At 61.6% G+C, this 21,429-nt stretch carries 22 protein-coding genes; 3 read left to right on the top strand and 19 right to left on the bottom strand.

What is annotated here, in order from left to right; all coding sequences use genetic code 11:
• Positions 1–86: 86 nt before the first annotated feature.
• The 13 genes from OVY29_RS18990 to OVY29_RS18930 all read right to left on the bottom strand — a co-directional run bounded on the left by OVY29_RS18990 (position 87) and on the right by OVY29_RS18930 (position 11,286).
• Entirely contained in the window at positions 87–1,358 is a 1,272-nt protein-coding gene (locus tag OVY29_RS18990; protein ID WP_037553738.1) for an efflux RND transporter periplasmic adaptor subunit, read from the bottom strand.
• Between the two features lie 459 nt (positions 1,359–1,817).
• Positions 1,818–2,438, bottom strand: coding sequence for a TetR/AcrR family transcriptional regulator (locus OVY29_RS18985; RefSeq protein WP_052182017.1), 621 nt, complete (start codon positions 2,436–2,438; stop codon positions 1,818–1,820).
• A gap of 64 nt (positions 2,439–2,502) precedes the next feature.
• Positions 2,503–2,883, bottom strand: a complete 381-nt coding sequence (locus OVY29_RS18980; RefSeq protein ID WP_037553740.1) for an OsmC family protein — start codon at positions 2,881–2,883, stop codon at positions 2,503–2,505.
• Between the two features lie 548 nt (positions 2,884–3,431).
• Complete coding sequence (locus OVY29_RS18975) at positions 3,432–4,007, bottom strand: RNA polymerase sigma factor (protein WP_313911925.1); 576 nt, start codon at positions 4,005–4,007, stop codon at positions 3,432–3,434.
• Positions 4,001–4,510 carry a sigma-70 family RNA polymerase sigma factor gene (locus tag OVY29_RS18970; protein WP_313911924.1) on the bottom strand — a complete coding sequence of 170 codons (510 nt, stop codon included), beginning with the start codon at positions 4,508–4,510 and terminating at the stop codon, positions 4,001–4,003. Before OVY29_RS18970 ends, OVY29_RS18975 begins: the two co-directional genes overlap by 7 nt.
• Positions 4,507–5,001 (bottom strand): hypothetical protein, encoded by a 495-nt coding sequence (locus OVY29_RS18965; protein ID WP_313911923.1) that lies wholly within the window; start codon positions 4,999–5,001, stop codon positions 4,507–4,509. Before OVY29_RS18965 ends, OVY29_RS18970 begins: the two co-directional genes overlap by 4 nt.
• Before the next feature lie 208 nt (positions 5,002–5,209).
• Positions 5,210–6,133, bottom strand: a complete 924-nt coding sequence (locus OVY29_RS18960; protein ID WP_313911922.1) for a HEPN domain-containing protein — start codon at positions 6,131–6,133, stop codon at positions 5,210–5,212.
• 266 nt (positions 6,134–6,399) lie between these two features.
• On the bottom strand, positions 6,400–7,302 hold the full coding sequence (locus tag OVY29_RS18955) for a zincin-like metallopeptidase domain-containing protein (protein ID WP_313911921.1): 903 nt from the start codon (positions 7,300–7,302) through the stop codon (positions 6,400–6,402).
• Between the two features lie 363 nt (positions 7,303–7,665).
• The gene (locus OVY29_RS18950; protein WP_313911920.1) at positions 7,666–8,169 is read right to left on the bottom strand and encodes a hypothetical protein; all 504 of its coding nucleotides are present in this window, start codon (positions 8,167–8,169) and stop codon (positions 7,666–7,668) included.
• The gene (locus OVY29_RS18945; protein ID WP_313911919.1) at positions 8,166–9,098 is read right to left on the bottom strand and encodes a nucleotidyl transferase AbiEii/AbiGii toxin family protein; all 933 of its coding nucleotides are present in this window, start codon (positions 9,096–9,098) and stop codon (positions 8,166–8,168) included. The genes OVY29_RS18950 and OVY29_RS18945 overlap by 4 nt, the downstream gene beginning before the upstream one ends.
• Positions 9,099–9,103: 5 nt before the next feature.
• Positions 9,104–9,892, bottom strand: coding sequence for a type IV toxin-antitoxin system AbiEi family antitoxin domain-containing protein (locus OVY29_RS18940; RefSeq protein ID WP_313911918.1), 789 nt, complete (start codon positions 9,890–9,892; stop codon positions 9,104–9,106).
• A 162-nt stretch (positions 9,893–10,054) separates the two neighbouring features.
• A complete protein-coding gene (locus tag OVY29_RS18935) occupies positions 10,055–10,966 on the bottom strand; it encodes an ImmA/IrrE family metallo-endopeptidase (RefSeq protein ID WP_313911917.1) in 912 nt (303 codons plus the stop codon).
• Positions 10,963–11,286, bottom strand: coding sequence for a helix-turn-helix transcriptional regulator (locus tag OVY29_RS18930; RefSeq protein WP_313911916.1), 324 nt, complete (start codon positions 11,284–11,286; stop codon positions 10,963–10,965). The genes OVY29_RS18935 and OVY29_RS18930 overlap by 4 nt, the downstream gene beginning before the upstream one ends.
• 125 nt (positions 11,287–11,411) lie before the next feature.
• Between OVY29_RS18930 and OVY29_RS18925 the strand changes: the two genes are divergently transcribed.
• Genes OVY29_RS18925 through OVY29_RS18915 form a run of 3 tightly spaced genes read left to right on the top strand, consistent with a single transcriptional unit; the run spans position 11,412 to position 13,340 of the window.
• Positions 11,412–11,738 (top strand): multiubiquitin domain-containing protein, encoded by a 327-nt coding sequence (locus OVY29_RS18925; RefSeq protein WP_313911915.1) that lies wholly within the window; start codon positions 11,412–11,414, stop codon positions 11,736–11,738.
• Positions 11,713–12,909 (top strand): ThiF family adenylyltransferase, encoded by a 1,197-nt coding sequence (locus OVY29_RS18920; RefSeq protein WP_313911914.1) that lies wholly within the window; start codon positions 11,713–11,715, stop codon positions 12,907–12,909. The genes OVY29_RS18925 and OVY29_RS18920 overlap by 26 nt, the downstream gene beginning before the upstream one ends.
• Positions 12,906–13,340: a DUF6527 family protein gene (locus OVY29_RS18915; RefSeq protein WP_313911913.1), complete on the top strand. Its 435-nt coding sequence runs from the start codon at positions 12,906–12,908 to the stop codon at positions 13,338–13,340. Before OVY29_RS18920 ends, OVY29_RS18915 begins: the two co-directional genes overlap by 4 nt.
• Before the next feature lie 21 nt (positions 13,341–13,361).
• Here the strand turns inward: OVY29_RS18915 and OVY29_RS18910 are convergent, their stop codons facing one another.
• From OVY29_RS18910 to OVY29_RS18885, 6 genes are all read right to left on the bottom strand, one after another.
• Positions 13,362–13,613, bottom strand: a complete 252-nt coding sequence (locus tag OVY29_RS18910) for a hypothetical protein (protein ID WP_313911912.1) — start codon at positions 13,611–13,613, stop codon at positions 13,362–13,364.
• Between the two features lie 292 nt (positions 13,614–13,905).
• Entirely contained in the window at positions 13,906–16,401 is a 2,496-nt protein-coding gene (locus OVY29_RS18905) for an AAA family ATPase (RefSeq protein ID WP_313911911.1), read from the bottom strand.
• Entirely contained in the window at positions 16,398–16,610 is a 213-nt protein-coding gene (locus OVY29_RS18900) for a hypothetical protein (protein ID WP_313911910.1), read from the bottom strand. The genes OVY29_RS18905 and OVY29_RS18900 overlap by 4 nt, the downstream gene beginning before the upstream one ends.
• Positions 16,611–16,623: 13 nt before the next feature.
• Positions 16,624–19,173: a restriction endonuclease gene (locus tag OVY29_RS18895; RefSeq protein ID WP_313911909.1), complete on the bottom strand. Its 2,550-nt coding sequence runs from the start codon at positions 19,171–19,173 to the stop codon at positions 16,624–16,626.
• Positions 19,163–20,743: an Eco57I restriction-modification methylase domain-containing protein gene (locus OVY29_RS18890; protein WP_313911908.1), complete on the bottom strand. Its 1,581-nt coding sequence runs from the start codon at positions 20,741–20,743 to the stop codon at positions 19,163–19,165. The genes OVY29_RS18895 and OVY29_RS18890 overlap by 11 nt, the downstream gene beginning before the upstream one ends.
• On the bottom strand, positions 20,740–21,393 hold the full coding sequence (locus tag OVY29_RS18885) for an N-6 DNA methylase (RefSeq protein ID WP_313911907.1): 654 nt from the start codon (positions 21,391–21,393) through the stop codon (positions 20,740–20,742). Before OVY29_RS18885 ends, OVY29_RS18890 begins: the two co-directional genes overlap by 4 nt.
• Positions 21,394–21,429: the final 36 nt, after the last annotated feature.

The raw sequence follows: 21,429 nt of genomic DNA, 5'->3' as shown, positions 1-21,429 counted from the left end.
TGCGAGCTTGCTCGCTTAGTCGCAGCGGGGAGGGCGCGACCACAGGCCCTCCCCCAACCCCTCCCGCAAGCGGGAGGGGAGTTGAGTCACTTCGCGAACGTCGCCTGCGCCGACACCGGTTCGTTCGGACCCGCGGGCGTCTTGTCAGGCGCGTCGGCGGCGATCTTGCCCGCCTTGGTCACCGCCTTGGTACCGGGCCGTGCGAACTGATAGCCGTTGATGACGACCTGGTCGGCGGGCGTCAGGCCCGAACGGATGACGCGCAGCCCGTCGACTTCGGGGCCGATCTCGACCGGCTTCGCCGCGACCATGCCGTCCTTACCGACGACATAGACGATCTTGCGCGCCTGATCGGTCTGCACCGCGGCGGCGGGGACGAGCAGCGCGCGCGCCGTCTGGCCCGTCGACAGGCGCATGTTGCCGAACATGCCCGGGGTCAGGAACATCTCGGGATTGTCGAAGCGGCCGCGCGCACGAATCGTGCCCGAGCGTGGATCGAGGCCATTGTCGGTGAAGTCGATCCGGCCCTTCCAGCGATAGTCATTTTCGTCCTGCAGCCGGACTTCGACGTCGGCGCCCTTCTGGCCCCCTTCGCGCTTGGTCTTGAGGAACAGCGCCTCCGACCCCTGGAAGGTGAAATAGATCGGATCGAGCGCGTTGATCGTCGTGAGCAGGGTACCGCCGGCATCGCCCGCCGATACGAGGTTACCCGCGTCGATCCGGCGATCCGCGATGCGGCCGCTCAAGGGCGCGCGCACGGTGGTGAATTCGACATCGAGCGAGCGCGCCGCGATGCGGGCGTCGGCCCCCGCGAGCGCCGCGGTCGCCGCATTGACCGTTGCCCGGAGCCGGTCGATCTCGCTCTGCGACACCGCCTCGATATCGACGAGGCGGCTGGCGCGGTCGAGCTCGAGCCTTGCGAGCGCCAGGTCGCTCCGCGCGCTCGCCGCCGACGCGCGCGCTTCGGCGAGCGCGGCGCGATAGGGACGCGGGTCGATGGTGAAGAGCGGCTGGCCCTTGCGCACGATCTGGCCGTCGGTGAAGTGGATCGCGGTGATTGCGCCCGAGACGCGCGGACGCACCTCGACCGCCTTCGACGCTTCGAAGCGGCCGATATATTCATCCCAAAGGGTCACGTCGCGCGCGATCGGTGCGGCGACGGTGAGCACCGGCGCGGGCGCGGCGGCCGCCGGCGGCGCGCCGTCGCGAAGCAGCCACCAGGCGCCGACGACCAGCACGAGGAACGCGCCGATCCACGCGGCACGCCGGCCGCGCGCGGGATGGAGGAGGGTCTTGAGTTCGCGGCGGACCTTCGCATCGGCGGGGTCGAGCTTTTCGATCGGTGTGTGGACGGTCATGGATAGCCCTCTTCTTTTCGTTGGTTTCGGCTGCCTGCGCCCCGGGGGAGGGGAGAGGAGGCGCAGGCGGCCGATGCCGGAAGCGCATGCCCCCGGCTGGTGTCACACATGGTCCTTGTTGCCGGAGCGCCTCTTCGAAGAGGAGGACCGCTCCGTCCCGTCACACGCATCCCCTGCGCGCGCGGGGTCCCTGTTTATATCTTGCGGGCAAACGCCACCGGGCGTCCGGCCGGAACAGGACTCGCTCCCGGGAAAATATTCGATGGTGAAACTTCCGGCCGCCACATGGTTTTTGCCAGGCGGCGGCCGGTCCCGGGGGAGAGCCCCTTTTGTATACTGAGTGGTATATAAGTTATGTTGCGCTGCGTCAAGCGCATTCTGTACCGGGCAGTAAAATTTTTCTTTCGAAGCCTTTACCGAAGAAGTGGGTGTCGGTTTTTCGGCGGCGCAATTCTCAGATCAACGCCCCGGCCACAGCTTCAGGCTGGTTTCGACCAGCCGTTCGAGCTCGGCGCGCGTCGCGCCCGCGCCCGCCTGCACCGACATGCCCTGATTGACCGCGGTCAGAAAGGCCGCCAGCCCTTCGGCGTCGGTGTCGGGCGGAAAGTCGCCCTCTTCCTTGGCACGCGCAAAGCGTTCGAGCATCGCGCGCTTCGCCGCCGCGCCGCGTTCGAGCACCGCCTCGCGGATGCACTCCGCCTCCGCGCCGCACGCGACCGAAGTGATCACGCCGAGACACCCGTTCGGATTCTCGGGGCAGGTGTACATGTCGAGCGCGCCGTACATCAGCCGCTCCGCGACCCCGCGCGCGGTCGGCGCGTCGAGCGCGGCGCGCATATAGTCGGCCTTTTCGCGCTCATAAAGGTCAAGCGCCTTGTTGAAGAGAGCCTCCTTGTTGCCGAAGGCGGCATAGAGGCTGGGCTTGGTAATCCCCATCGCCTCGGTCAAATCGGCCATCGAGGCGCCTTCATAGCCCTTCGACCAGAAGACGCGCAGCGCCGCCGCCAGCGCCGCATCGACGCAAAATTCGCGCGGGCGACCCTTGTGCGGGGCGGCGGCAGGGGCGGTTTCGATTTCCATAACGGCTGGTATATAAGTGAGGTGGGAAAAAATGTCCAGTGCTGCGCCGGTGAGAGTCAGGATCCTAGCCGAGGCGCGTATCGATCGGCAGCCCGCCCTTCAGCGTCAGCGTCACCGGCGTCCGCTCGGCAATGTCGGCGAGCCGCGCCTTTTGCGCTTCGTCGAGTCCGGCGATCGTCAGCACGCGGTCGATCCGCAGCCCGTCCTTGCTGACGAGCTTCAGCCCGACCTCGACCGATTCGAGCGGCCACTCCTTGCGGTCGGCGTACATGCGCAGTGTAATCGCGGTGCAGGCGCCGAGTCCGGCAAGCAGAAAATCATAGGGTGCCGGACCCAGATTCTGCCCGCCGAGCCCCGGTCCCTCGTCGCCGACCAGCGCGTGGCCGCTGACCTCGATCTCGGTGCGATAATGATCCTTGCCGATGCGGGCGGTTCCGTGGGCCATGACTTGTCCTTCCGTCGAGTTCCGGGAAGCTTCTTTCCCGCCGTGAGGTACCGAGGGCAAGGCCCGCCTTTCGCCGTCTCTTGAATCGATCGCGGAAAACCCTAGATTGCAATCATCGTCAACAAGCGAAAGGAGGTGGTCGAATGTCTCATTGTCCCACGCCGCATGCGGCAGATTTGAGCATGACCGTCCTCGCGGGGGTCAAGCTCGGCTAAGCTGTCCGCGACAGGCACGACAATGGAAGGGCTGTCCCGCAAGGGGCGGCCCTTTGTCGTTGCGGCCACCGTTCCGAAACTGCGATGAAGGCCCCCGCCGTCAGCTTGCCGTCGGGAAAGACGCTATCCCCTGTACGAGGGTGCCATGATATTTTGGGGAAATGTTGTTGGAGGCCGAGCCGGAATCGAATAGATCAAGATTTTGAGTTTAATTACAAATAGATGTATCTAAGCGCGGCCTTCGGGTGCCCCCACTTAGGCCCCGAGAATTTTTTCCTTCAGAAGTAATCGAACCGACTCCCAAGAGCATTACGCAGTAGTGGATGCGCGATGCTATTCCCGATGCGCGAGCGCGACTCTGCGACACCGTGCGAGTGCGCGTCCGATATGCTTCTCAACGGCCTTGTTGCTGATCCCAAGTTCGTCGGCGATATTCCGATATGTCATGCCGCGCAGGCGGTGCATCAGGAAGATGCGCCGGGTCTTTCGCGACAGGGGGCGAAGCGCGCGCCGGTAGGTCCTCCGCAATTCCATTGCTTCGACATGCCGTTCCTGCTCGGGCGCCACGGGTGCATCGCAGGTTTCGTCGAACTGACAGGCGGTGCCTCCCTCGCGCATAATCTTGCGCGCTCGCTCGATCAGAAGATTGTGCGCTATTCGCGCCAGATAGGGGCGCGGATATTCGACCCGATCGAACGCGCCACTGCGAAGCAACCGCGTGAAAGCTTCCTGCACAAGATCGGGCGCGGCATCACGCCCGATCCTCCTCCGGAAATAATGGAACAACCACCCTCGCTCAGCGCGATAGAAGGCCGCGAAATCAGTCCCCGAACCGGGCAAGGCACAAGTTTCCGCCTGTTCTCGAACGTCGGCGGCGCGCTCGCACCCGACATATGCGCCGATCACCATTGTGCTGCAACCGCAGCGCGGCAGCGCGCGAGGGCCTGCACCATATGGTAATCGACGGTCGCGATGCTGATATCGAGCCTCGCCGCGATCTCCTTGTAGGTCATGCGCTTCACCCGGCGCATGACAAAGACCCGCCGCGTCTTCGGCGGCATGGCGCGAACGGTCTGCCGATAGAGGCGGAACAGGTCGATCGCTTCGATCCGCCATGTCTGGTCGGCACGCGACGACGCGTCGCGCTCGTCGTCGAAGGGAAAGAAGATCGGCATGCCGTGCCGTTTCCGGCGCGCGCGATCGATCAGCAGGTTGCGGGTAATCCGCGACAGATAGGCGGTCGGGTTTTCCACGCGGCCCAGCGCCTCGCTGCGCAGAAAGCGCGCAAACACCTCCTGCACCAGGTCGGATGCCTCGTTGGCGCCGACCCGGCGCCGGAGCTTGCGCAGCAGGTGCCGATACTCGGTGCGATAGAAGTGCTCGAAGGCAGCGGGCGAAGCGGGCGCGGTCATGACCGCGCTCCCTTGCGTTCGCGCTCGTTTAGCGGGGCATCACGCGAAGCCCGGTAGAGGGTGATGCCCGCCTCGATCCGATCGAGGATGAAGGTATCGCGCTCGGCCTTGGCGATCCGGATGTCCGCTCGGGAATAGAGTTCGAGACTGACGGCGCAGCGGTCGCCAAGCTCGCTGTCGATGACCGCGCGGGCGCGGGTCCAGCACTCCTCTTCCTTGAACAGCGGATGGTCGACGACAATCCACAATTGGTAATCGGAGAAGTGGATCGTCTTCTCGTCTTCATACCAGCTTCTCCGGGCATAGGGGCCGATCAGGATGATCCGCCGTATCTGCCCCGGCTCGGGAGCCTGCACGGCATCGGGATCGAAGAAGGCGCGCAGGATACGCGTGATGCGCTCGATCTCGCCCTGCTTGCGGCGGATGAGATGGTCGACGCGCGTCATCACGACTTCGCGCGCGTAGAAGTCCTTCGGTTTTGGGAGTGTCATTTGCAGCTCGCACAGCGGCGGTCCGCACAATCGTGCGCGGATGTGCAAGCGGTGTCCGCTGCGCGCCGCCAATGCGGTCTACAGCAACTGCCCGACCTCGGCCGGACCTGCATGATGCTGGCAGGATGATCCTCGGGATGGCCGCCAGTCACTCCATCCCGTGGGCGGGATTATGTCAGAATCGGTGAGTCCCGGCAAGCCGGGGCAGCTATTCGGACGCCGCCGCCTCTTCGAGTTCAGCGATCCGGTCGGTGCAGACCTGATGAACGACGCGGCCGAGTTCCTCGACGCGCTCGCTGAGCCAAGTCAGCTCATCTTCGCTTATCCGGTAATGTTTTGAATACCTGGCCTTCGTGTACGCTTCCTTCAATTTCTGGAACATCGCCCGCTCGCGGCGATTGGTCTCGGGCCAGATGCCGTAGAGGCGGCGGTCCAACCCTTCTGCGAGCGAGCGCAGGAACGCGATATTGTGGTTGTACGGCGTGTAGAAGGTCAGCGTGAGCAATAGGCAGGAATATAGTCTCTCGACAGTTTGGTGCATGTCGAACGCCGAATCTTTCAGAAACCCCTTGCCAATGCCAAACTTGGCAAATTCGTACCGTTTCATCGCGGAAGGAAACCCGTCCTCGAAATACTCCCGAGCTGCCGCCAAGGCCTGTTCCGGCGCCTTCGGTTTGGGCGTCGCCAATTCCCGACCGTCCGCCTCGTAGAGCGCGATCCCGTCCTTGATGACCTCCATGAAGAAGACGCGGCCATGGGCAAGCCCGTCGTTCACTTCGTGCAGCGAATGGACGATGAAGTTGACCGGCGTGCGCAGGGTCTTCTCGATCGTGTAGGCGCGGATCAGCCTTTCTTCGGCCTTCATCCAATAGGCGGCGCGGTCGGTCAACTCCTTCTGGCTGACGATGACGAGAATATCATAATCGGATTTATACTGGTTCGCCGACGTCGGCGCATCAACCCAGTCGCCGCGCGCATAGCTGCCGAACAGGATAATCTTGAGTATGCGCGCGCCCTTGCGCGCGCCGGTCGCATTTTCCGTCGCCGTACCAAATTCGTCGAAGATGATCGCGACGATGCGCTCAAGCTCGCGCTGCTTCGCGGCAGGAAGATGATCAATGTCGGTGCGCATAGACCTGCGAATCTTCGAGCAATCGCCGACCATTAGCAAGAGCTATCGCGACCCGTTCCTGCGACACGGCGTCCCCTAGAAGTCGGAAATTGACGCAGCGGCCACAATACCCTGCTTTGAGCCAGACCGGACGCAGTGGCGAAAGTTTAGCAGGCAAGGAAAAGGACTTCAGGCCGCGACCGACGGGAGCGGCCTGCGCACGGGGTCGGGTGGGTGGGCAAACGAAGTGGCCGCCCCCTGTCCGGGGCGGCCTCGCCGATCGGCGGCTATGCCGCCTCTTTCACCTCCTCGTGGTTCGCCAGTTGATGAAGATAGGCTACGGCGCGCTCGGCATGGGCGGCGGCCTGCACGATGGCCCGCGTGTCGTTTTGCAGCACCTTGATCCAGCTCGCGATGTAGCTGGCATGATCGGGGCGCGGCTCGATGCAAAGCCCAAGGTCGGCGGCAAGGAAAGCGGAGCCCAGCTCGGCAACAAGCTCCTCGCGCGCATAGCCTTCATCCCCCCATTTCTCGCGGCCAAAGTTGCGATCAAGGCGGCTCGCGTGGCGAGTCCAATGCACGGTTTCATGGCCTCTCGTGGTGTAATATCCGTGCACGTCGTGGAAGGCCGCGAAGGGCGGAAGCTGGATGCGGTTGGCTGACGGGATATAATATGCCTTGTCACCGCCGTGGCTCACGGTCGCGGGAATGCTGGCAAAGAACACCTCCGCCGCTTCAATGCGCTCCACCTCCGGCGCGGGTGCCGGCACGATATGGAACCGCTCGGGCAATCCGTCGATCTGCGCCACGTTGAACACGGTATAGGTTTTCAGAAATCGGAACGCCTGTTCCCGGTCCTCGCCGCTGTCCTCGTCCCGCACGGTCTTGCTGCTGTCGCCATAGTAAACCACGGTTGCGCCATGCTCGCCCTTGCGCACCTGCGCGCCCAAGGCTTGCGCCTGCTTATAGGTCATCCATGAAGGGCTGACGAAACCGGACGCCTGCGCCTCGATCCACAATAGCAGCACATTGATCCCGCGATAGGGCTGGCCGGTGGCGCGCAAGGGGCGGGACTGGCCCGATGCGGCCATGTCGCCGCCGCTCCATGGTTTGAGCCAGGGGCGAGTGCCCTGCTCAAGCTCGGCCAAGATGCGGTCCGTGATGCGGCTGTGAGGGTCTTGCTTGGTCATGATGTTCACTCCCTTCCAATCCGCGCAGCGGGTCATGCCGCGCATGAGCCCTGCCGACCCGGCGAGGGGCGGAGAGAGTGGGGGCAAGGTCCGGTGCCGGGGGTGGTGCGGGCGCAGCGCAGCGAGCCACGGCCCCAAGGCGGCACCTTGCAGGGAGAGAGAGGCAGCGCCTCTTTCTTCCTCGATCAAATGTTGAAGGCGCGCCCCCAGCGGCGCTCAATATTGGGCGAGCGAAGCCGCCCTATTCCGCGTCAGGGATTGTCACCCGCATGGGCGGAAACCGCGAAGCGGGTTCAGTGGCGAAGCCATAAAGCTCGGCCCGAAGGGGACGCCCGCAATCTGTCGCTATTGGAATCGTGCCGGTTATTTCGCTTCGACAAGCGACCAGTCGATACACAGGCGATTGCCCCGCACCTTGCCTTGGGGAAGGGCTTTGCGGTCAAGCAGCTTGCCCCGCACCTCAAAATCGGCGTTGATCTTCACGATCAGGACTTTGCTGAAATGACGGTCGAGGTTGATCTCGACCGTATCGCAGTTCTTGAACGGCGTGATGGTTTTGATCTCGACAAAATCGTTGCCAAGGCGACCGTCGGACCCCTTGGCATAATTGCGATGCAGCTTGATGCCGTGCGTGATCGCGCCATACAGCTCGCCTATGTCGCCATAGACTTGCAGGTGCCTGCCGGTGAGATGGTAGTATTCCTCGGCGGTGCCGATCAGCGATTCAAACACCGGGACCAATGACAGGTCGGCGTTGGGATAGCGGGCGCGCCATTCCTTATACTGGATTTGCTGGTTGATCTCGTCCCAGCTCACCCACTCACCATCATCCCAAATAGCGTTGTCCGGGCCTAGCCTATCCGTCATTTTCCGCCTCGCGTGGGGAACAGCACTTTCGCAAGCGCGTGGGTCAGCTCGCGCCGCTTGTCGTCGGGCAGCTTGCCAAGATTGCGCTGCTTCCACAGGACGGCGGGCAGGTTCTGCGCGTCGGCGATGCCAAGAAGATTCCAGTCCGGCTCTCCCCGCTTGAAGCCGAGCAGAAAATGACGGTGATCGTCGGGCATATCATCGACCATCGCGGCGATGATCGTCTCGCGCGCGGCTTCAAGCTCGGCAAGCGCGACCGGCTCCTGCGTCATTCCGGCGAAACCGCGCTCGAACTCGTCGCCGAGCGGCTTGCGGGTCGGGGCCAGGACTTCGGCCATCGGGCGGTTATGACTGGCAAGATAGACGAGGAAGGCGCGGCGCAATTCGTCCGTCACGGCCTCGTTTGCCAGCAGGTCGCGCACGTCAAAGAGGTCGCGGGGATGCTGGCGGTCAAGCGCCGCCACGATCTTGCCTGCGTAGAGGTCGGCGAAGGACACGACTTGTATTTCGGCAAAGCCGAAGGCATCTTCGACGGCGGGCGTCACCCCCGTCACAACGGGATCGTAAACGGTGCCGCGCAGCACCGGCGTCACCTCAATCTTGATTTGCACATCGTCAGCGCGGACGATCAGCTTGGTGATGATCTTCTCGTCAGCCGAGCGCGAGACATTGACCCGGCTTCCCTTTATTCCCTTTTCGATCCGCTCCTTGATGCGCAGCATGGCGGCGTCGATCGCGGCAAGCGAAGCGGCGCGATCCTCGACCGGCAGATAGGTCAGGTCGATGTCCACCGAGAGACGCGGCAGGTCGCGCACGAACAGGTTGATGGCGGTGCCGCCTTTGAGGGCAAATATCTTCTCCTCCGCCACGAAGGGAAGCGTGCGGATAAGAAGTGCGACCTGCTGTCGGTAGGTGTCGAGAAAAGCCATGACGATCAATGCGCCTCAAGATCGGCGGGAACGGTGATATTGTAGCGGGGGTCGAGCTTACCGCCTTTGACGAGGACGCGCTTGCCCGCGCCGAGATCGACGCGGGACGTGTCGAGGCGGGATAGCCACGCATGGCGGTGACGGTCGGCGAAGAACAGAAAGAGCCGCTTCACCTTCACGCTGGCGCAAGCCTCAAGGAGCGTTTGCAGGCGGCGCGGGCTCAAATCGCTCAAGCCTTCCATCAGGGCATCGACCTGATGGAAGCTCTCATGCTCGGGCAGTTCGTCGAGCAATTCGAGGACGGCGCGTTCCTTGCTGGAATAGCGGATGGGCAGGGTCAGACCGGCGGCGCTGACCATGACTGGCGCGGGTTCGGGCGGTGCATCGGCATCGCCGGGAAACAGGCGCAGGCTGTTGTGCCAGCGAAAGGCCACGTCGAGCGGCAGGCTGGCCAGCCAGGTCGGCGGATGCTTCGTCCCGTAAAGGTGCACTTCCCGCACCGCCGCCGACAAATAATGAGCATAGCCCTGCTGTTCGAGCGCGGTGCGCCCGCCAACGGCGAGCGACAGGTCGAGCACGCTTTGAAGCGAGATAACGACTTGCTGCCATGTTAGGGGGCTACGCGAGCGGCGATAGACACGCCGCGTGGGGCTATCGAGCCAACCGGCGCGGACATATTGGCTGCGCAGGGCCGATGAATAGCCGTGAGCTTGCATCCACGCGGCATCGGCAAGCAAACCCTCGGGGAGTTCCTGCTGGAGTCGGTTTAACTTGCTGTCAAAACGCTTAGCCATGCTTAGCATTTTGGCAGATCCGCAAACCACTGTCGAGTTTATAATTCCACCAAAACGCTAAGTCTCACTTAGCGTTTCGCGCCATCCATAAACCCTCCATCTCTAATCACCGCATATCCTGCGGCGAATAGGGCGGCTATTCACCGCAAAGGCGCGGGAAACCTAGCGTCTGCCGGTCAGGCGGCGGCTCATCACGTCGAAGGCGTCCTCGTCCTCCTCGGCCTCGTCAAAGCAGCTCAGGCGAATGACGGGTTCAAGATGCAGCAGGGAAATGGTGAAGTCATATTGATCCGAGGCGAGGGCGATTTCCTCGCAGGGTTCGGCGAACCAGACATCACCATCATGCGCCACCTGTCCCCGGCTCCGCTCCAGCAAGTCCGGCTGTGCGGCGAGCGATGTGGCGGGCAAGGGGATCGGCGAGCGTCCCACGGTCTTGAAATAAGCTCCGGTGCGCAAAGCCGCAGGGCTGGAGCGCGCCCACAGGATGAAGCCGTCGCGCGACACCACCAAGACCGAGCGGCGTTCGGTATATTGCAGCCAGCGCAGCGAAGCCGCGACCAGCGAGACGCCGTAGCGTTCCGCACAGCCGCCAATATCATCAAGGGTCGGTTTGGCGCGTCCGTCGATCTGGCGGCGAAAATCATCGAGCGGCATGAGCAGGCTGGCCGCGAAGTCATTGGCCTGCGCCTCGATCTGCCGATACTCGCTGTCCCAGCGCATCATGTCCTGCTGGCCGCACTCAAGGCCGTCGGGGAACCGGAGCCGGTGCAAGAGGTAATGGCCGAACTCATGCGCGATCGTGAAGTTGATGCGGCCAGGTGACGCGATCGCGCTGTTATAGATGATGCCCCAGCCTTTCTTGCCGGGCGGCGCTTTGTAGAGCGCCCCGTCGAAAGTCGGCAGGTTGTCGCCCATGACGAGCGAGACGGGATCGTCGGGGAAGCGGTTGCGCGAATATTCCTTCGCCAGTTCCGGCACGGATACCGGGAATCTCTCGTCCGCCGCGCCGTGGACGCTGTTGAGCAACAGCGTCAGCGTGTTCGCCCAGCGCTGCGGCGAGAAGTTTTCCGTCATGCGTCATCGCCCCACAGTTTCACCATCTGCCTGATCTTATCTTTGGTGGCGGAATCCATCTTGCGATACTGACGATAAAACTGCGCGTCGGCGGCTTCTTCCTTGCTCACCTCCTCGCCTTCATCGAGCAGGAACTCGATGGTGGTATCGAGCTTCTCGGCGATCTTGGCGAGCTTTTCGGCCGAGGGCCGGGGCGGGTTCTTGTTCTCCAGCTCCCAGATATAGCTTTTGCTGGACTCGCTCAGCTCGGCGAGCTTGTCGAGGGTATAGCCCTTTTCTTTCCGCAGTTTGCGGATCTTCTCTCCAAGGATGTTCGGCAAGCGGGGGCTCCTGTCCGGTTGTTCGGTGTAGGCGCATTTTATGTCCTTGACACCCAAATGGCAATGTGAGACTTTGTTCGGAGTAGAGGTATTTTTTATACCTATATCAAGAATCGGAGTTGAGCATGAATAGCAACAAAAATGATAACCCTGGCCAGGGCAACGGGCAGGGCAATGGTAACGGCCATGACGACGATCATGGTCAGGGCGGGCACAGCAAGACGACGATCATCGTCAACACCCGCGAAAAGGAAGTCGAGGGCAAGGTCGTGACCTACGACCAGATTGTCGCTCTCGCGTTCGAGAACCCGCCGACCGGCGCGAATATCGAGATCACCGTCGCCTATCGCGACGGCCCCGGTCCCGACAAGGAAGGCACGCTCCAGCCGGGCGGTTCGACGCGCATCAAGAAGGACATGATTTTCGATGTCACCGCCACTGACAAGTCGTAATCCCGACCTCGCCCGTCTCGTGCAGGATGGCTATGAACTGGCCATCCTGCACGGCCATATCGTCATTTCCGGCGTGCCCTATGTGAACAGCAAGGGTGAGGTTCGTCTCGGCACGCTGGTGTCGGACATGAGTAATATTTCCGGCGACATCACTGTTTCCCCGATCACGAACGGGAAACACGTTGCCATGTGGGCTGGCGAACATCCCTGCGACAGCGGCGGCAAGCCGCTGGAGCACATGCGCCACGCCAGCGGTGATAAGGTGCTCGGCCCTGGCCTCACCGTGAACCATTCGTTCTCGAAGAAGCCGAGCGCGGGCTATCGTGATTATCACCACAAGATGACGACCTATGTGGACATGATCGAGCGTCATGCGCGCGAGCTTGATCCGAACGTCACGGCGCGGACGCATCGCTTCGTGGAGAGCGACGATCCGCAATCGCCGTTTCACTATCCCGATACGGCATCGGGGCGCGTCGGCATTACCAATGTGATGCGCAAGCTCGAACTCGCGCGGATCGGGATTTTCGGGGTCGGCGGCACCGGCTCCTATGTTCTCGACCTCGTGGCCAAGACGCCGGTGCGCGAGATTGCCATTTTCGATGGCGACACCTTTCTCCAGCACAATGCTTTCCGTGCGCCGGGTGCGCCGTCCGCCGAACAGCTCAGGGAGCTGCCCAAGAAGGTGGATTACCTCGCGGGCATCTATTCCAAGATGCACCGTGGCATCGTTCCACACGCTTTCGCCATTGTGGCGGATACGATCGATAAGATAGGCGCGCTCGACTTCGCGTTCATCTGCATGGACCCCGGCACGCCCAAGCGGCTGCTCGTGGAATATCTCGAACAGCAGGGTGTGCCCTTCGTCGATGTCGGCATGGGGATCGAGCTGATCGACGATGGCCTGACGGGGCTGGTGCGCGTCACCACCAGCACACCGGATCAGCGCGACCATGTGCGCGACAACCGCCGCATTTCCTTCAAGGACGGCGGCAAGGACAATATTTACGCGAAGAACATTCAGATCGCCGATCTGAACGCGCTCAATGCCGCGCTTGCCGTCATCCGTTGGAAGAAGCTTTTTGGCTTCTACAGGATGGACCCAAAGGTAGAGCATCACGCGAATTTCGCCGTCAGCGGCAACGTCATCACCAATGAGGACAAGACATGAGCCGTGCGGCCTATAGCCACAAGTTCGTCAAAGCCTTTCCCGACAAGCTCGATGACGGCATTCTCTATGTCTCGGTGGAGTTCGGCACGGCGGCGCACCGCTGCTTCTGCGGCTGCGGAAGCGAGGTCTATACGCGGTTTTCGCCGCGCGATTGGTCGATGAAGTTCAACGGGGAAACCGTCTCGATCAGCCCGTCCATTGGCAACTGGAGCTTCGCGTGCCAGTCGCATTACATCCTTGATGGCGGGCGGGTGCATTGGGCGGATCGCTGGTCGCGCGAGCGTATCGAGCTTGGCCGACTGCTCGACCGCGAGCGCAAGGATCTGCACTATAAGGGCGAGCCGCCTGCTTCGATCCCGACGCAGCCAAAGGCGGAGCCGGCGCGCCCTGGGCTGCTTGCCCGCTTCGCGCGCTGGCTTGCCGGAAAATAGAAGCCGGATGGGCCGGGAGGCTTATCGCCCCCCAGCTTTCCGCGCTGCCGGTTTGGCGGCGGGTGCCGCTTCCGGTGCGGCGTCCTTGGGCTTCGGTGTGTATTCCCGCATGACGATCCGGCCTTGCAGGGGAACGGCGTCGCAGAGGATGTTGAAGCCCTTCCCGTCACGGTTCGGCCATGCCGCGCCGATCTTGGTCCAGCGGGCTTCGGGGCCGTTGCCATCGACCCGATAGAGCATGAAGGCGGGGCTGTTGGTGGTGTCGGTGGTCATGTCAGTTCTCCTTGTGGCTCTGCGCCGCAACCGTTGCGGCCGATGTGGAGAGAAAGGCGCGGCCAAGAGGTCGCGGGGTCATGTCAGCCGGAGGCTGCCCGACAGGGGAAGCTGCACAAGACGATAGTCGCGGAAGCGCACGCGATTGACGCCCGATCTGGCCAAGCCAGTGAATCCACGCATGAGGCCAGCGACGTTCACGGCTGCCAACAAGGGAACAATGTCCACCGTGCCAACAGCCCCGCCCCTCGCCAATCGCGACGATGGCAGGCCGATAGAGCTGGCAATCGGATTAGCGTTGCCGGTCGAGCGCGCGGTAGTATTTCTTCTGATTATTCGCGGGGTCCGTCCATGAGAAGCAGTCGGCGAAGTCATCGACGCTCTGCAACACCCCCAACAAGGCATAGGCGTTGAACGGTGTGCCAGCGCCGGATTCATAGTGGCTGACGTAGTTGGCGATGATCGACGGGGCGTGATGCGTGCTAAGGTCGGTGATCTGCTGTTGCGTCAGCACACAGCGTCCAGCCGCCTGATAGAGCGCCACCGCGTTGGTGATCGCCTCAAGGTAGGTGGACAGCGTGCGGCGGTCACCGCGCGTGGCGTAGTCCGGGGGCACCGGCACGGTGAGGCGCGCGATAATCTGGCCAAGCTTGTATTCGAGATACTGACGCAGGAAGGGTTCGCCCTGGTCAATCTGTCCGGCTTTGAGATACTGCTGGGCCTGCGCTTTGAGGCGGTCAGCCTCCTGTGCCGACACCATCAAGCGGCCTCGCGGTGGCATCCCTTGCAGTTTCTGGTGGTGCCAATCGGTCGTGTTACCGAGCCGGTCGAAGTATTTTTCAAGGCTGGTGTCGTGGCTCAAGATGATGAATTGAAGTCCATCGGGCACGCCGCCTGCGGCACCGTGGCGAAGCCGTGTGCGAATGGCCTCCATCAAACTGAACTGGTGGCCCGCATCAAAGCTAGAAGTCACGTCGTCCAGCACCATGAAGCGTGGCACGCCGCTGTGGCGCGTGGCGGCTGCAAGGAAAATCGACGCGGCGACGGCGTTACGGTAGCTTTCAGACAGCAAGGCCCGCGCGCTCTGGTCACGCAGCCCGAAAAAATCCGCGAGCTTGAGATCGACCTTCTCGCTGTCCTGCGCCCGGCTCAAGGTGGGCTGCACGTCCGGCCCACCGCGCACAAGATGGCCGAACAAGTCCTGACAACTCGTTTGAATGTCGGTGATGCGGGCATTGGCAAGCGCGGCCTCCGCCGTGGCAAACGCCTGATAGGCATTGCCAATAAAGGCTTTCCAGCGGTTGAGCTTGGCGAGCTTCGCGCGCTTGGTCGCCAGCATCGGCGTGTCGCGCTCGTATTCGCGCACGGCGTCGCGGAACTGCTTTGCCTGCCCAAGCGTGCGCGTGACCTGAACAAGTGACGGCGGCAAGCTGGTTTGCAGCGTGGCGATCTCTGCGTTGGCGGTGGTGATGGCATCGGTGCGGCTGGTTTCGAGCGCGAGAAGCCGGTCTTTGCCGCGCTGCAAATCCGCCGTCGCAATCGAGGCTTGGCGGATGGCAAGGCTCGGCGTGACGCGATCCGCCACGGCTACGTTCAACACGGCGCACTCTTCCAACTGGCGGAGTTTGGCGAGGGCTGCCGATGCCGCCGCCTTGGTGCGCAAATCGGTATCGAGCCGTTCGGCCTCATCATAGAGGGCAATCTTGACCTCAAGCTGGTCCTTCAAGGGAGCGGCGGCGATGTTTTGGCAAACCGGACACTGACGGGGATCGTGCCAGTCCGCGCCGGTGACGACGGAAAGCGCGTCTTTCAGCAAAGCGTGGATGGCGGCCGCCCCCACCTTGTTGATCGCGTCGTCACGCGAGCGCGCCAAGGCCAGCAACGAGTCGATGTCGTCGATCTCGGCCTGCGGCACGGCAAGGGCGGTCAGGGTCGTGACGGTGGTATTGAGGGTGTCGAGCGCCTTGCGTGATGCGCCGCCTTCCTCGCGGTCAACGGCCTGTTCGGCGGCTTCGAAGTCCAACCCCATGACGGTCACGCCCGCAAGCAGCGGCGCGAACAACGCGATGCCGGCAAGGGCTGTCGTCACATTGGTTTTAAGCGGGGCCAAATCGTCAATGCTGGCCGGTGCCGTGCCGGTCACTTCCTGATGGGATGCGGTGATGCGTGAAGCGATGCCGGCAAGGGCGCGCTGCCCCGTTGTCACCTCGGTTTCGAGCGTAGACAGGCCAAGGTCACTGTTGACGTTGCGCGTGTTGCGCGCGCCGTCCAACGCTTGGCGCAAGCCGGAATAGCGGCTGAGGCCGACAAGGGATGCGAAGGACCGGCCCCGATCCAAGGGGGTGGCATCCACGAAGGACGCAAAGCGCGGATAATCGACTAGCACGAAATCTTCCCGAAGGCTGACAAGGAAGGCTTCGGGGTCGGCATGGCCGGTCGGCGATGTAACGGTGCGGCCGCCTCCGGCGGTGCGCGTTACGGTGACGGATATGTCCGGCGTGGCGTTGTCGCTGGCGAACACAAGATCGATGGTCGCCTGCTGGCCGGGATGGAACTTGTTGACGATGTAGCTTGGCCCTTGCTCGGCATCCTGCAAGGCTTCGAGCCGTGGCACGGTGCCGTGGATGGCAAAATGCAGGGCCTCGAAAATCGAGCTTTTGCCGACGCCGTTGGGCGCGTGAACGGAATTGACGCAATCAGCCCGGAAGCGAAGGACAAGGGGATCGCCGTCGTTGTTGATTCCGCGAAACCCCTCGATGGTGGCTTGTTTCAGGAAATACCGGCTCATGATGCGGGGTCCGGGAGAGCGTTGAGCGCCGCAAGGACAGCACGATTGAAATCCTGAATCGCCTGCCGGTCGCGCGCGCCGTCCCCTTGGCGCGTCAGCGTCGCCAAATTGTCGAACAGGATGCGCGCGCACTCGGGATCGAGCCGTTCAGCCTCGGCCCTAAACAGCGCAAGGTTATCCTCAAACGAGGCTGCCGGATCGAAATTCAAACGTCACTCCCCCTCATTCCTTCGCAACTACGGTGTCGTAGAGGCCGTAGTGGGTCAGCCCTTCGTGGCTTTCGATGCCGGTATAACGTAGTGAGGCGTCCTCGTAGCGACGGAACGCAAAGACGGCTTCATTCATCCGCTCGGTGTTAAACACCTTGAGGCGCACCAACAGGTGGAAGTCCGCAACGGTCAAGCCGGTGACGGCATGGAACAGGTCGGGTTCCAGCTTGGTGATAACGTCCTGTAGCGTGTTTTCGCGGAAGTCCGTCAGATACATGAAGGCCGGGATCCGCGTGGCGAACTTAATCAGCTTTTCCTGAACGAGCTTGCGCTTGGATTTGTATTCCTTTTCTTCCTCCGTAAGCTCCTTCTTATCCTTCGCCGACAATTCGCCGCCATTGGCCTTGGCCTTGGCCTTCAGCTCTTTGACGGTCTCTGACTTGTTGATGATCGTTTCGATGATGTTGTCGCCAAGGGAGCGCCAGCCCTCGATGCGCTCCACCGCCGCCATCGCCTCGGGGTTGTCCAGCACTCGGCGCAAAGTGTCGTTATCGACATTGACCAGCAGCGCCGATTCCCATTTGCGGGCTAGCAGCGTGGCCGACGTTCCGGCCATCGCAATGTCGAGGATGCCGCCCGCGTCGATCTGGGTCATGTTCGCGCCGTCATAGGCGAGGACTGGCAGGAACGAGACAAGCTCACGCACGGCGTTTTCGGGGTTCGCCTCCCCGGGTGATAGGCCCATGCCATATTCGGACAACTGCCGCAAAGCCCGCGTCGGCGCGAAGTCGAACACGAAACAAACGGGTTTGAGGATTTCTTCCTCGTTCGGGTTATCGCCGTTGGGGTTCTTGATTGACCAAGGCGACTGCACCCGGAACGCCGCCTGAAAATAGGTTTCCGGGGATTTCAGGTTACGCAGCATGAGGATGGACGACCATTGCGCCACGGTGACGCCGGTGGTCAGCTTACCGCATGACAGGGTGATGGTCTTGGTGTCGAAGCCGCTGCCGACCGCCTGCCGGACGGGTGGCAAAGCGTCCAGGCCGATGCCTGCCGTCGCCCCTGCCGACACGATCACTGTGTAATCATGCCAGAATACGTTGTGCTTCTCGGCCAACAAATTCGCCATTGCGTGACAGGCGGAGACGTTAGGCAGGAACCAGAACGAGTGTTGCAGGTAAGGCAACAGCCGAACATCGGAATAGGGGAAAGGGGGGCGCGTGCCGGTTTTCAGGCTCTCGACCGCCTGCGGCGCATAGCCACCCCGGATAATGTCCAGCCATTTCTGAACATCGGTCTTGTATTGGAACGTGGCTGCGTCGCCGGTGCCGGTCGCGGTGAAGAAGGCGTTCAAATCGAACTCGTCAAACTCCCCGGCGCTGGCGATCGCCAGCAACTCGTCGGGCATCTGATAGGTGAGAAGCCGCATTTGCGGCAGCGCACCGTAGGGATTGCGCTTGCCCGGATTCTTCGCCGCGAACTCGGCCTTTGCCCGCTGTTCGTCGGTATAGGTCCAGTTGAATATCTGCTCCTCGATGAACTCGCCGGTGGCGAGCGCCTTGAACGGGGTGCCGGACAGATAGAGATAGGCCCGCGTGGTGATCGGCAGAAACTCGGCCTCGCTTTCGGACAGGACGCCCAAATCTTCGTTCACGTCCTCAAGGTCGGCGGCATACTCGATGCTGGCTTCCGTCTTGGCAACGGCGGCATCCTCGCCCTCGAAAAGCTCCTTCGCCGTATCGCGCCATGCGCCGAAATGGTATTCGTCGAACACGACCAAATCCCAGTTGATCGTGTGAATCCACTCGTTGCGCGGTTTGATATTACCCGCCTTGTCTCGCCCCAGCAGGTCTTGGAACGAGCCGAAATAGACCAGCGGCGTTTCCGCCGGGACTTCGCGCGGATCGCCACCTGCATTGCGCGAAAGGTATCGCCAGCCGTCGAAATCGGCATGGGATTCAAGATCGGTCTGCCATGCGTCCTCGACAGCGGGCTTGAAGGTCAGGACCAGAACGCGCTTGGCGTCCAGCTTCTTGGCAAGCTGGTAGCTGGTGAAAGTCTTGCCGAACCGCATTTTCGCGTTCCAGAGGAAGCGGGGAACAGCGGCGGCGTCCTCCTGCCAGCGGGATTGATAGTAGGCAAAGGTCTGTTCGACGGCCCGCGCCTGTTCGTCACGCGGCGGAAAATCCTCGTGGTGCGTGCCGGTGAATTGCTGGCCGGTCCGAAGCTCGACCAGCACGGTTTTCACGTCCGCGACCGCGCATTGCATCCATTCGAGCTGCGGGTTGGCGAAGCCTTTGCGCTTCAAAGCATCGCGCACGGCGTGATCGGTGATTATCCCGCCGTCATCGCGTTCGGCGCTTTCGTCCAGCTCGATGGTGTAATTCGTGATGGCTGCGGTTTTGAGCTGTTCTGACACCCGCTGCTTCACGTCGCGGGTAGTCTGGCCCACTTTCAGCAAGCCGTCATGCGTATCGGCAGCAATGGCATAGGCGTAGATTCGCGGACGCGCATTCGGCTTCGGGGTGAGGATTTCGTCAACGGTGGGCTTACTCACCATTGGCCTCCATCGGGCGGATCATGCTCTCGATGTAGGCAACCTCATCCGGCCCGATGCCGTATTTTTGATATAGAAGATCGTCGGTCCACGTCCGGTCCCATGTCTGCTGCGGCACCCATGAATATGTCGATCGCAGAGCGTCTTGGGTGATTTTCCGAACGGAGACGAGGAAGCGGAACAACCTGGTCCGATAGTAACTGGCGAAGCTGCGCGCAGCTTCCCCTGATTGGAAAGGCGATACCGTAAGGTAGGTTTGGGTGCAGGCTGAGGGTGGCGAAGCAACGATCTCTTTTCCCAAAATCTGGTGTGGGAATGACTCTCCGGCACCGTAGGCTTTGGGCACCAAGACCTTCCAAACGTCGAGCGCGGCTACGTTCTTTCTGACTACGTTGCGATTCATGTAGCCGACGGTTCGCTTTCCTCGACTAATGAGATGCAACGGGATTTGTCCCTGCCCTTGGCTCTCGCTCCAATCCTCGAAATTCGTAGCGATACCAAAGGGCGTATCGCCAGAAATCAGCTCAAGAATGGACGGTTCATTCGTATCTATAACTTTCCGCAGGATTCCGAGAGCGCGTTCATCACGTATGAATACATCGAACTCGCCGAGCGAACGGCTTTTTTGAAGGTGTTCGACACCATCGGAAATGCGCGTTACGTCACAAGGACCGGTGTTGTCGCGGTCCCACAAGAAATAACAAATGCCGCCTTTGATCTGGACGCCCGGGAACGCGGCGCCGGAATCGGAGAAGTCGGTCAGGCTACGAATGTGGCCACTGGTCAACATTTCGGCGCGAAACTCGTCCAACCCGCGTCCACCAGCCATCCACCGCGACGGCACGACCATGCTCACGAAGCGGGGTTCAAGATTGAACGCCTGTTGCACAAACAGGTGGTAGATGGACGAGTCGCTTGTGCCGCCCGCACCGCCAGTCATCTGATAGGGCGGGTTTCCGATAATCACATCGAACTGCATGTCGGCTCCGAACAACTCGCCGATGCGAGCTTTAATGTCATTGGCATGGATGAAGGCGTAGGCATGATTTTCAAGCTCTGGTTCTCGGTCAAAGAGCGCGCGCGGAGCGCCGCAAAAACTACATTTGGCATCCTGCCACGCATGTTCGGTGCGCTCGAACCAAATATTGCCGCCTTCGGTGGCAAAGCCCTTCGCCACGGAATGTTCGCCGTTGGCGTGTTTCGAGCAATAAAGGCTGCGTCGCGCCAACAGACTGGTCAGCCTCGTTATGCCGATACCGAATACCTGCCGCGTCAGGATATGATCGACCCGTGTTTGCAGGTCGGGGATTTCCGAAGCCAGTCCGGCGATCAGCCGCGTGGTGATTTCGCGCAGAAACACGCCGGATTTCGTGAACGGGTCAAGGAACGTGACCGTGCTATCGGCCCAGATGTTCGCACCGCCGTTGCCCGCAGCCCAAGCCTCCGCAAGCGTATCCAGCATCCGGTTGGCAAACTCGGGAGGCGTAAATACCTCGTCGTTGGAAAGATTGGCGATGCAGGTCAGAACATCGGGATTGCGCCCCCGGAGAGTAAACCCCACCTGCTCGTTCATACGGCTCCCCCCGTTTCGCCGCTGGCAAACCTCGCCAAATCGCTCGCCGTCATCGGCGGATATGATGAAGTGGGCGTAAAGATTTCGTGCTTCCCGAGTCCGGCGAACAGCGAGCCTTCTGCGCTAAAACTTGCCATGCCGGTAAGCACGTCCAGCCTGAAGTCCCGGCGCTGGAACTTGCCCTTGCCAAGATAGCCCCACTCCACCACGCTGATCGGTGCGCCTGCCGTGTCGCGCATCGTCATCGCATCGCCATGCACGAGATTCAGTGACAGGACATAGAAGGCGGCGCGATACAGTTCATCCGTCTCGGCTAGGCCAAGATAAGCGGCAAAGACCTCAAGCATATTCGCCCGACATTCGGCGATGTTGTCGGGCAGCAACTCGATCCCATAAGCGCACATCACCGCCAGCAGGGCATAATGCCGCTTCTCAAAATCGGACTTGCCGAATTTCAGCTCCACGGCGGCTAGCTTGCGTTGCAGGATCGGCACGAGGAAATTGCCGCTACCGCAAGCCGGTTCAAGAAACCGCGCGTCGATCCGCTCCGTTTCGCCCTTCACGAGATCCAGCATTTGTTCGACGAGCCAAGGCGGCGTGAACACTTCCCCGTGGTCTGCGACGCGCTTCTTTGATTTTATTAGGCTCATAAAGAAAAGAACGCCGTGATCATTGCGTAACAGCTA

Source organism: Sphingopyxis sp. SE2 (assembly GCF_032227185.1).
Classification (GTDB): Bacteria; Pseudomonadota; Alphaproteobacteria; order Sphingomonadales; family Sphingomonadaceae; genus Sphingopyxis.
Note: the sequence above shows the minus strand (reverse complement) of the source record. Positions and strands in the feature narration are given on the sequence as shown.